This window comes from Ruegeria sp. B11 (assembly GCF_056539785.1).
Map to the genome: position 1 here is coordinate 713,105 of NZ_JBQFVO010000001.1, position 9,899 is coordinate 723,003.

The following is a 9,899-nucleotide window of genomic DNA, read 5'->3' on the forward strand; positions in this document are numbered from 1 at the left end:
TCTGTCGTTAAATCAAGGCTTTGGCCAGAGCGGATGCGCCACCGGATCCTTGGCGCGCCAGAAGTACTCTCGGAATATCTGCCCGTACGAACGGTAGACATAAGCCTCGTTACAGGCCAAGTATCTTTCCTTGCCCGTGCGGTAGAGTGCAGGCAATCGGTACCAAGGTGCTGATGGGTTCATATGATGAACGACGTGCAAGTTATTGTTCAAAAACAGAAATGCAAGGATGCCACGGTCTTCTACGATCACTGTGCGCGCGCGCGATTTCTCATGCGCGCGGTGTTCCAGGAATGTGCGGATCTTGACCAGTCCCAGCCCGATATATGCTGAAAGGGCGAAGGCCCAGATCGGCATTTGCGAAAGCGCGACGATCCAAAGAGTCGCGACAACGCCTGGCATATGAAGCGCCCATGCCAACAAAATCGCCCGATCTCCGCGAAGTGCACCACGCAGTTCATCCCGCAAGAACGCAACCTGCCCGATCGCAGGCCCCAGAACCATCCGCCCCAGCAAAGTATTGTTCACTTGATACATCCGTCTTTGCCATCGAGCCAGAGACGCCCAGACCTGCGGGTCGAGATAGTTGGTCTCAGGGTCATCATAGGGATCGGTTAGGTTCGCGTCACAGTGATGCGCCAGATGCAGGTCCCGAAACCGATTGTAAGGAATGAACAAAGTCAGCGGCAGCGCCATCAGTGCCTCATTCAGCCATTTCTGGCGAAAGGGGTGCCCGTGCAGCGCCTCATGCGTCAGCGAGGAATGCAGAGCGGCTACCAGCCCCATGAAGAGGATCGCCAGCCACAATAATATGCCTGCCAGCCAGAAAATCGCAGCAAGCCAAGCGGAATAACACGCGATAATTAGGGCAAATGTCGCCCATTCGGGCGATTTGGGTGTGACCGGCTCAGCCATTGCGGCCCCACGAAATTCCGGCCCAGATACGCTCGTAAATCACATACATGGTCAAACCAATGGCCGTATTGACCAGTGCAACCATCCCTCCAAGTGCTGCTGAACCCGTGGCGATCAAACCAACCAGCGTCATCATCGCCAGCCCCATCGCATTCCACACCAGCGCCTTCACGACCGACCTGCGTCGCGTTTCCATTCCAGACCCCATTCTTATTTTTGTAACACCAGCGTTACAGACAGAGCCAAGGGTCGTGAATTCTGAATATGATTAACAATTCTCACCAAAGGTGATATTAATCATCACATGATTGATAAAATCGACAAACGGGATCGCGCCCTGCATTTTCGCCAGCGCCTGGCCCGAGCGATGCAAGAGCGCAATGTCAGCCAAAGCGCCCTGGCACGCAGCATCGGGGTTGACCGATCTACCGTTTCGCAATTGCTGACCGGGGCGGGGGCACGCCTTCCGAATGCTCATGTCGTCGGCAGCTGCGCCTCGGCGCTTGGGGTTTCCGCCGATTGGCTTCTTGGGCTTTCCAACCGACCCGAAAGCGCGGCAGAACTATTGGCCAGTTCCCTCACCCTAACCGAGGCCGCCCGGGCATTGGTTGATGAGCGCATTTTTGAATGGCATCAAGAGGCCGCCGGCTACAAGATACGCTACGTTCCGGCTACCCTGCCCGACATGCTCAAGACCCGCGCCGTGCTTGAATGGGAATACGCTCCGCATCTCGGCCGTACTGCAGATCAAGCCATTGGCGCCTCGGCAGACCGGCTGGCATGGATGCGCAGCGCCCAGTCCGATTATGAGATTGCCATGCCGTTGTACGAGCTTCACAGCTTTGCCTATGCCACCGGTTACTACGAGGGACTACCGCTTCAGGTCCGATTGGATCAGATCGATCACCTGCTGTCGGTGTGCGAGCAGCTTTATCCACGTCTGCGCATCTATCTATTTGATGCAAAACGTCTTTACTCTGCCCCCGTCACGATATTCGGCCCACTTCTTTGCGTGTTCTATGCCGGAAGCCACTACATGGCTTTCCGAGACCGCGACCGGATTGAGGTCTTTACGCTCCATTTCGACCGGCTGGTTCGAGAGGCGGATATGACCGCGCGTGATTTTCCGGACCATCTGCAGCAATTGCGCTCAGAAATCTCTCAGACATGACCTGGGCTGAAAGCTGTAGTATAGTCACTTGGCGCGAAACTACAGACATTCCGATCTGAGATGGAGGATGACGGGAATGGACGCACTCAAAACCGCTGAATACGCACGTGCCCTTTATACGGCCCATGGCGATCGGGCCGAAGCCGAAGCTGCGCAGAAAATGCGCGAATGTGAAGCCGCCGGAAACCAGCAGGAGGCGCAGGACTGGCAAGCCGTCCGCAGCGCCATCCGCCAGATTCGGGGGCCAAATCAGGGCTGATTCACAGTTTCGGGTCAGGATTGACCGTATGACCATCCACCGCGATTACCTGACCCGACACCAGCCTCGCTGCATCTGAAGCCAGGAATACAGCCATGTTCGCAATGTCCTGCGCCTCTACAAAGCGGCCCATGGACGTGCCCGAGGCATAGCCGTCGTAAACCTGATCCCGAGTCATGCCCTTGGCATCGGCCTCGCGCTGCAACACGCCCTCCATGCGTGGTCCTTCAACCGAACCCGGGCAGATCACATTGCAGCGGATACCGTGCGGCCCAAGCTCCATCGCCAGCGTTTTGCCTAATCCCACCATGCCCCACTTGGCCGCCGCATACGGCGCGCGGTTGGGGTATCCGTACTGGCCTGCAGTCGATGAAGTGATCAAGATCGCGCCGCTGCGTTGCTGTTTCATCAGAGGTGCGGCGTATTTAGAGCACAAAAATGACCCCTCTAGATTGATGGAAAGGCATGACCTCCAATCCGTCAGGGAAACGTCCTCAACCGCTGCGGTGGGACCCGCTATCCCTGCATTCGCACAGAGCACATCAAGCCCGTCCCATTCGGTCTCAAGGTCAGTAAACGCAGCCGCGACAGCATCCTCATCCGACACATCAAGCTGGCTTTGCTTCCAATGCGCCGGGCAATCCGCCAACGCATCCGCATCAACATCCGCAACCCAGACCTGAGCCCCGGCAGCATCAAACGCTTCAGCCATGGCCCTGCCGACGCCAGAGGCGCCTGCGGTAATCAAGACCCGGCTGCTCATGCGGGCTTGCGGATCGCCGCGCCCGCGCCTTCGGGATAAGGCAACCCGGCCTGCGCCTCGGCAACCCGTGCCATCGCGGCCTCGATCTCTGGTGAAGGTGGGCTGGGGCGTCGGGTCTCAAGGCTGACATGCAAAAGAAAGCTTTCGCCTGTGGCCAACAGCGTTTCACCCTCGTACATGCTGTGGAAGACATGCAGCTTCTTGCCCTGCCCTAACAGCATCTGCGTACGGCATTCGATCCGCGACCCCGCATGGGACTCCTGCATGTAACGGATGTGATTTTCGGCAGTGAAATAGCTGCCGCCTGTCGCGATATACTCCATATCGCAGCCAATGATTTCCATGAAACGATCCGTGGCTGCTGCAAAGGCCTCCAGATATTTAGCTTCATTCATGTGGCCATTGTAGTCGGTCCAATCCAGCGGAACGGCGCGCGACAGCGTGAGGATCGGCTGGCTCAGATCCGCCTCGTCCAGCGTCGGCAGCGCTCCTGGCTTCAAGGCCGCATCATGCTGGTTCAATACTGCCCCTGCACCATAGTTCTGGGCCTTCAGCGCCCGCATCATACCAACGAGGTTATTGTCCCGGATACGCTCCAACTCGCGGATCGAGTGCTTGCCAGACTGCGCATCCGACTGATCCGCAATCAAGTCGACCAGTTCGTCGGTGAACTCAGGCACGTCCATGAGCTTGGTCCAGGGCCATTTCAGCGCCGGGCCGAACTGAGCCATGAAATGCCGCATCCCGGCCTCTCCACCGGCCACGCGATAGGTTTCGAACAGTCCCATCTGGGCCCAACGGATACCAAAACCCATGCGGATGGATTCATCGATCTCTTCGGTCGTTGCGATGCCGTCTTTCACCAGCCAAAGCGCCTCGCGCCACACCGCCTCGAGGAACCGGTCAGCAATATGCGCGTCGATTTCCTTCTTGATGTGCAGCGGGAAGAACCCCACCGAAGTCAAAAGATCTTTGGCCCGCGCGATCAAGTCAGGTGAATTCTTGTCGGTCGGAACCAGTTCGATCAGTGGTAGCAGGTAGACCGGGTTGAACGGGTGGGTCACCACGATCTGCTCGGGTCGCAACGCGCCTTCCTGTAACTCCGAGGGCTTGAACCCGCTGGTCGAGGACCCGATGATCGCATCTGGATCACAAGCCCCCTGCAAGCTCTTGTAAACCTTCAGCTTCAGATCGAGCCTTTCCGGTACGCTCTCCTGAATCCAGATCGCACCCTGAACTGCCTCACTGAGATCGTCATGAAAGCTCAGCGTCCCTTCGAGAGGCAGAGGTACATCGCTCAACCCCGGCAAAGAACGACGCGCGTTATCTAACACCTCACCGATCTTCCTCTCGGCTTCAGGGTCGGGATCGTATACCCGAACATCCCATCCGTTCAGCAGGAACCGGGCAGCCCACCCGCCACCGATCACTCCGCCTCCGATGATTGCTGCTGCTTTTGCTTGCTGTTCTTTGCCCACGATCCGCCTCTTCATCTGGCCAAAAATATCTCGGGGGTTTGGGGGCTGGCCCCCAATCCGCGACTACTTCGCAACCGGAGCCCGCTTAGTAAGCCCCAGCTTTTCACGTACTTCCTGCGGCCCGATCACCCGCGCGCCCATGTTTTCGATGATGCTGCCTGCACGCTCGACCAACTGCCAGTTTTCGGCCAGAACACCCTTTTCCAGCCACAGGTTGTCCTCCAGCCCGACGCGCACATTACCGCCCGCCAGAACCGAGGCCGCGACATACGCCATCTCATTGCGCCCCAGCGAAAACGCGCTGAACGTCCAGTCCTCCGGCACATTGTTCACCATCGCCATAAAGGTGTTGAGATCATCCGGAGCCCCCCACGGCACCCCCATACATAGCTGGACCAGAGCGTTCGGTTCCAGAACCCCCTCTTTCACCAGCTGCTTGGCGAACCACAGATGGCCGGTGTCGAAGGCCTCGATCTCGGGCTTCACGCCCAGATCGGTCATCATCTGCCCCATCGCCCGTAAGGCGCCGGGCGTATTGGTCATCACATAATCGGCCTCGGCAAAGTTCATCGTGCCACAATCCAGAGTACAGATTTCAGGCAAGCACTCCGCTACATGTGCAACACGTTCAGTCGCGCCGACCAAATCTGTTCCGGCCTCTGCCAAAGGCAGCGGATTTTCGATCCCGCCGAACACCATGTCTCCGCCCATGCCCGCCGTCAGGTTCAGAACCGCGTCTACTTCGGCGTCGCGAATGCGGTCCGTGACTTCACGGTACAGCGCCAGATCACGTGAAGGCGCACCGCTCTCGGGGTCGCGCACATGGCAGTGCACCACGGCCGCACCGGCTTTCGCTGCAGCAATTGCACTATCGGCAATCTGCTTCGGCGAACGCGGCACATGTGGGCTGCGATCCTGTGTCCCGCCCGAGCCGGTGACGGCACAGGTGATAAAGACTTCGCGGTTCATTTCCAAAGGCATGGCGTTATCCCCAGCTTATACCCGGTTTTACCGTGGGTTTTCCCCAGGCTTCTCCCCGGATTCCGATTTGCGTCAACGCCAACTCTGACGCAGCCTTGAGGGAACCACTTAGCAAAATGCGAATCAGACTTGATGAAATCCGCAAAAAACATACTGCAGCCCGAACATCGCGCCCTGAAAACGGCGGTGCTGGTGCTGGACGAATGCAACACACTCAGCTTCGCGGCCGCCGTCGATCCGATGCGTGCTGCCAACCGACTGGCGGATCGGCCCGCTTTTGATTGGGACTACGTCACGGCAACCGCAGAACCCGCGTTGCTGACCAGCGCTCTGAATGTGCAGGGCATTCCCCTGGCCCGGTTGCAGGGCTGCGATCTCTTGATCGTAGTTGCCGGATTCCAATTGGCCCGTCATGCGACGCCCAGCCTGCTCGCCGGGCTCCGCAGGATCGCGGCCACCGGTGCAACAATCGCCGGGATAGATGGCGGCCCCTGGTTACTGGCTGAGGCTGGATTGCTCGACGGTCACGCGGCGACGACCCATTGGGAGGATTTGGAGAACTTCGCTGCGCGCTTTCCCAATGTCGATGTGCGCCCTGACCGATTTACCGTCTCCGATACACGCCTAACCTCCGGCGGCGCCGTCCCGGCGATCGATATGATGCTCCATATTATTGCTGCACGTCATGGCGCGGGCTTTGCCGCCCGCGTGTCCGGGCTATTCCTCTATGAAGGTACGTCTCAGCCCTCAAAACCACAAAGCCGCACCGGTGCGCCGCACCGTCACACCGCGCTCACTGCCAAAGCCAACTCATTGATGGAATCCTCACTGGACGACCCCCTGTCCCTTGCGCACATCGCCGATAGACTCGGCACTAGTACGCGCACCCTGCAGCAGCAGTTCCGCCTGCGCCTGAATACAACTCCACAGGATCATTACCTGCAACTCAGACTGGCCGAGGCCCGCCGTCTGGTTACCGATACCGACCTGCCGCTGATGGACGTGGCGCTGGCCACCGGCTTCGCCTCGCAATCCAGCTTCGCCCGCGCGTTCCGAACCGCCCACGGCCTCACGGCTCGCGACCTCAGGCAAGACCGTACGCAACCAACCCATCACTGACACGATCCAACTTCATCTGGCATAAAATACCTCGGGGGAGTCGCCAAAGGCGACGGGGGCAGAGCCCCCATCCCTTCAATATGGCATCGGAAACGCCCGATGCGCCGCACTGATCTCGGCCATCACTTCGGACGACAGCTTCAAATCCTTACCCGCCAGAATATGTTCTAGCTGCGCTACATTTGTCGCGCCAAAGATGGTTGAGGCCATGAACGGACGGCTGCAACACCACGCCAGTGACATGTGGATCGGGTCCAGCCCATGCCGCGCGGCGACATCCAGATAAGCCGCCACTGCATCAAAAACGCGATCTGTTTTGCGCCCGCCCATATTCGGCACCAGCGCCATGCGTGATCCTTCTGGAACAGCACCACCTTGATATTTCCCAGTCAGGAAACCTGCCGCCAACGGTGAGAATGATAGTAACCCGACATCTTCCAGAAGACACAATTCAGCCAGGTCGGTATCGAATAACCGGCAGAGCAAAGAATATTCGTTCTGGATCGACGCGACCCGAGGTCCACTAACCTCATCCGATGCCCGCAACCACTGAGCGGTACCCCAAGCGCTTTCATTCGACAGACCAAAGGCGCGGATATTGCCCTTGTCCACCTGCGCCTGCAGAGCGATCAGGCTTTCGCGCATCTCGTCCATAATCTCGTCCCGGTTGTGACCCGAGGGTGCATAGTCCCAGTTCTGTCGGAACATGTAGCTGCCACGATTTGGCCAGTGGAACTGATAGAGATCTATACAGTCAGTCTGTAGACGACGCAGTGAACCCTCTATCGCCTCAGGTATGGTCTCTTTCGAGATTGGGGCGCCATTGCGCGCATGCACGAACCCTTCACCAGAGTGTTTCGTGGCCAGCACATAGTCCCCGCGCCGCGAAGGATTGGCGGCATTCCAATTGCCAAGAATCTCTTCGGTCCGCCCGACCGTCTCTGCCGAGATCGGGTTCACCGGATACATCTCAGCCGCGTCGACAAAGTTGATCCCACCCGCAAGCGCCATGTCCATCTGGCGGTGCGCCTCAGTTTCCGAGGTCTGAGTACCAAAGGTCATTGTCCCAAGACATAAATCCGACACCATGATCCCGGTGCGGCCCAAAGGCTTCATATCCATTTGAAATCTCCTAAAATATATTTGTGGCCGATCAAGCCTCGGCCTTTTTCTCCCATCGTCCGGATTCCTCGGACCAATACTGTGCCGAACACCCTGCCCCGGTCAGAGCCTTCCACTGCCCGCGCGCATGTTGAACCGCCTCCGGATCATTCCCGTCGAACAGAATGCAGACACGCTCCATGGTCGAAACTTCCTCCGCCTCAACCGTTGCCCCATCGACAGCCATTACACAGGTCGCGCCATTTGCTGCCCCTTGGCCGGTCGTCAGCAGAACGGGCTGTGCCGCGTCGTGCGGGCCACCTTCGCGGCCATGCGGCAGGAACCCGTCCTCAGGTCCCAGCCACAACTTCTCATCCAGCCAGTCCATCCGCGCAGGGTCGACACCCCGCACGGCAATCCGCCATCCGGCCTGCCGTGCCTTGTCGAGCAGCACAGGCAATGTGTGCTCCAACGGCTGACGGGTCAGGTGGTAGAAATAGACGGCACCCATGCGCTTACTCGAAATTGTCCTGCACGAACCGGCTTAGCGCGCGGACGCCCCAGCCCGTGGCCCCTTTCGGCGCATAAGAGGTCTCGGAAGAGACAGAGGCCACACCTGCGATATCCAAGTGAATCCACGGCGTCTCTTCCTTGACGAAACGCTGCAGGAACTGCGCTGCGGTGATCGAACCTGCGGGCCGCCCGCCCACGTTCTTCATATCCGCAATGCGCGATTTAAGTTGTTTGTCGTAGCCGTCCCCCAAGGGTAGCCGCCATGCGCCCTCGTCCTCGGCTTTGGCCGACTTCAGGAAGGCGTCGCAGAAGGTGTCATTGTTCGAAAACACACCCGCATTCTCATGCCCAAGACCAATGATCACCGCGCCCGTCAGTGTGGCCAGATCGATCATGCCCACTGGCTGGAACCGATCCTGCGCGTACCACATGACGTCACACAGAACCAAACGACCCTCGGCATCGGTGTTGATGATCTCGACAGTGTCGCCTTTCATCGAGGTGACGACATCGCCCGGACGGGTCGCATTGCCCGACGGCATGTTCTCGACCAACCCGACCAGCCCCACGACATTGGCTTTGGCGTTGCGCTTGGCCAACGCTCGCATGCTTCCGGCAACAACACCCGCGCCGCCCATGTCCATGGTCATGTCTTCCATGCCTCCGGCCGGCTTCAGCGAGATACCGCCGGTATCGAACACGACGCCCTTGCCGACCAAGGCCAGCGGCGCGTCACCCTTGTCGCCGCCGTCCCATTGCATCACCACAACTTTCGAGGGGCTGACCGAGCCCTGCCCGACGCTCAGCAACGTGCGCATGCCCAGTTCGGCCAGCTTGTCCTCTTCCAGAACCTCAACCTTCAGGCCCAGCGATTCCATCTCGACCAACCGGTCCGCAAACTCGGTTGTCGTCAGCACATTCGCGGGTTCATTTGTCAGATCCCGTGTCATGCGCACGCCATCTGCGACGGCATAGAGCGGCGCAAATTCGGCCTCGGCCTCTTCCGGCTTGGAATGACCGATGACAATCTCACCCGCCGGATCGGAATCCTTGGTCTTGTGGACATCGAAATCATAGGCCCGCAGCACCATGCCCAAGGCCAGTTCTTCGATCCGCGCGTGATTGGCGGCCATGACCAGAATGGGTTTGCCCGCTGCAGCTTTCGCCAGATTGGCCCCGGCTTTGCGCGCCTCGTCAGAATCGGGGCGGCGCGGCAGCACCAGAATATCCAGCGCCTCGGCCACCATCCCGGCAGGCCAGGCCAGCGAGATCACATCACCCGATTTGACCTTGCCGAACCGCTCGCTTTCAACCAGCCGTGCAACGGCGCCCTTGGTCAGGCGATTGGCCCGACGCGCGGCGGGGCTCATCTTGCCGTCGGCGGGAATGAGAATGGCCACGCGCCCTTCGGTCTGCGCTATCGCATCTAGGTCAAAGGGGGTGAATCGGACGGGCACAAGACTGCTCATATCATTCTCCTGAAAAATGCGTTGCCCAAGACCTAGCCCGCGCAGCCACCGTTGACCAGATAGCAGTTTTCCCCGCCGGGCAATTGCATTATGGTCTCGCGAAAATAACGGCAGGCTCGGGGGAGAGAAC

11 protein-coding genes are annotated in these 9,899 nt (G+C 58.9%); 3 read left to right on the plus strand and 8 right to left on the minus strand.

What is annotated here, in order from left to right:
- Positions 1 to 12: 12 nt before the first annotated feature.
- Complete coding sequence (locus tag ACR0I1_RS03605; RefSeq protein WP_480704997.1) at positions 13 to 915, minus strand: fatty acid desaturase; 903 nt, start codon at positions 913 to 915, stop codon at positions 13 to 15.
- Positions 908 to 1,111 carry a DUF2061 domain-containing protein gene (locus tag ACR0I1_RS03610; RefSeq protein ID WP_039535902.1) on the minus strand — a complete coding sequence of 68 codons (204 nt, stop codon included), beginning with the start codon at positions 1,109 to 1,111 and terminating at the stop codon, positions 908 to 910. Before ACR0I1_RS03610 ends, ACR0I1_RS03605 begins: the two co-directional genes overlap by 8 nt.
- Positions 1,112 to 1,219: 108 nt before the next feature.
- Here ACR0I1_RS03610 and ACR0I1_RS03615 point away from each other — a divergent pair, with 108 nt between their 5' ends.
- Together ACR0I1_RS03615 and ACR0I1_RS03620 are read left to right on the plus strand one after the other, a co-directional pair.
- Positions 1,220 to 2,086 carry a helix-turn-helix domain-containing protein gene (locus ACR0I1_RS03615; RefSeq protein WP_170396773.1) on the plus strand — a complete coding sequence of 289 codons (867 nt, stop codon included), beginning with the start codon at positions 1,220 to 1,222 and terminating at the stop codon, positions 2,084 to 2,086.
- Between the two features lie 76 nt (positions 2,087 to 2,162).
- Complete coding sequence (locus tag ACR0I1_RS03620; protein WP_170396771.1) at positions 2,163 to 2,345, plus strand: hypothetical protein; 183 nt, start codon at positions 2,163 to 2,165, stop codon at positions 2,343 to 2,345.
- Between the two features lies 1 nt (position 2,346).
- Here ACR0I1_RS03620 and ACR0I1_RS03625 read toward each other — a convergent pair whose 3' ends face one another.
- The 3 genes from ACR0I1_RS03625 to bcoG form a co-directional block, all read right to left on the minus strand.
- A complete protein-coding gene (locus ACR0I1_RS03625; protein ID WP_170396769.1) occupies positions 2,347 to 3,108 on the minus strand; it encodes an SDR family oxidoreductase in 762 nt (253 codons plus the stop codon).
- Positions 3,105 to 4,586 (minus strand): carnitine 3-dehydrogenase, encoded by a 1,482-nt coding sequence (locus ACR0I1_RS03630; protein WP_480704999.1) that lies wholly within the window; start codon positions 4,584 to 4,586, stop codon positions 3,105 to 3,107. Before ACR0I1_RS03630 ends, ACR0I1_RS03625 begins: the two co-directional genes overlap by 4 nt.
- A gap of 63 nt (positions 4,587 to 4,649) precedes the next feature.
- Complete coding sequence (gene bcoG, locus ACR0I1_RS03635) at positions 4,650 to 5,567, minus strand: 3-dehydrocarnitine:acetyl-CoA trimethylamine transferase BcoG (RefSeq protein ID WP_480705001.1); 918 nt, start codon at positions 5,565 to 5,567, stop codon at positions 4,650 to 4,652.
- A 132-nt stretch (positions 5,568 to 5,699) separates the two neighbouring features.
- On the opposite strand from bcoG, the gene ACR0I1_RS03640 reads away from it, so the two are divergent.
- Positions 5,700 to 6,686 carry a GlxA family transcriptional regulator gene (locus ACR0I1_RS03640; protein ID WP_480705003.1) on the plus strand — a complete coding sequence of 329 codons (987 nt, stop codon included), beginning with the start codon at positions 5,700 to 5,702 and terminating at the stop codon, positions 6,684 to 6,686.
- A 75-nt stretch (positions 6,687 to 6,761) separates the two neighbouring features.
- On the opposite strand, the gene ACR0I1_RS03645 is transcribed toward ACR0I1_RS03640, so the two are convergent.
- The 3 genes from ACR0I1_RS03645 to ACR0I1_RS03655 are packed head-to-tail and all read right to left on the minus strand — an operon-like array spanning position 6,762 to position 9,769.
- Positions 6,762 to 7,808, minus strand: coding sequence for an aldo/keto reductase (locus ACR0I1_RS03645; RefSeq protein WP_480436753.1), 1,047 nt, complete (start codon positions 7,806 to 7,808; stop codon positions 6,762 to 6,764).
- Between the two features lie 31 nt (positions 7,809 to 7,839).
- Positions 7,840 to 8,298 (minus strand): DNA polymerase III subunit chi, encoded by a 459-nt coding sequence (locus tag ACR0I1_RS03650; RefSeq protein ID WP_170567077.1) that lies wholly within the window; start codon positions 8,296 to 8,298, stop codon positions 7,840 to 7,842.
- Between the two features lie 4 nt (positions 8,299 to 8,302).
- Complete coding sequence (locus ACR0I1_RS03655; protein WP_480705006.1) at positions 8,303 to 9,769, minus strand: leucyl aminopeptidase; 1,467 nt, start codon at positions 9,767 to 9,769, stop codon at positions 8,303 to 8,305.
- Positions 9,770 to 9,899: the final 130 nt, after the last annotated feature.

Excerpts from the sequence above, each read along its gene's own strand:
- ACR0I1_RS03625 (WP_170396769.1), bottom strand. The coding sequence starts at position 3,108 with ATGAGCAGCCGGGTCTTGATTACCGCAGGCGCCTCTGGCGTCGGCAGG.
- ACR0I1_RS03640 (WP_480705003.1), top strand. The coding sequence starts at position 5,700 with ATGAAATCCGCAAAAAACATACTGCAGCCCGAACATCGCGCCCTGAAA.
- ACR0I1_RS03620 (WP_170396771.1), top strand. The coding sequence starts at position 2,163 with ATGGACGCACTCAAAACCGCTGAATACGCACGTGCCCTTTATACGGCC.
- ACR0I1_RS03615 (WP_170396773.1), top strand. The coding sequence starts at position 1,220 with ATGATTGATAAAATCGACAAACGGGATCGCGCCCTGCATTTTCGCCAG.
- ACR0I1_RS03605 (WP_480704997.1), bottom strand. The coding sequence starts at position 915 with ATGGCTGAGCCGGTCACACCCAAATCGCCCGAATGGGCGACATTTGCC.
- ACR0I1_RS03645 (WP_480436753.1), bottom strand. The coding sequence starts at position 7,808 with ATGGATATGAAGCCTTTGGGCCGCACCGGGATCATGGTGTCGGATTTA.
- ACR0I1_RS03650 (WP_170567077.1), bottom strand. The coding sequence starts at position 8,298 with ATGGGTGCCGTCTATTTCTACCACCTGACCCGTCAGCCGTTGGAGCAC.
- bcoG (WP_480705001.1), bottom strand. The coding sequence starts at position 5,567 with ATGCCTTTGGAAATGAACCGCGAAGTCTTTATCACCTGTGCCGTCACC.
- ACR0I1_RS03655 (WP_480705006.1), bottom strand. The coding sequence starts at position 9,769 with ATGAGCAGTCTTGTGCCCGTCCGATTCACCCCCTTTGACCTAGATGCG.
- ACR0I1_RS03610 (WP_039535902.1), bottom strand. The coding sequence starts at position 1,111 with ATGGAAACGCGACGCAGGTCGGTCGTGAAGGCGCTGGTGTGGAATGCG.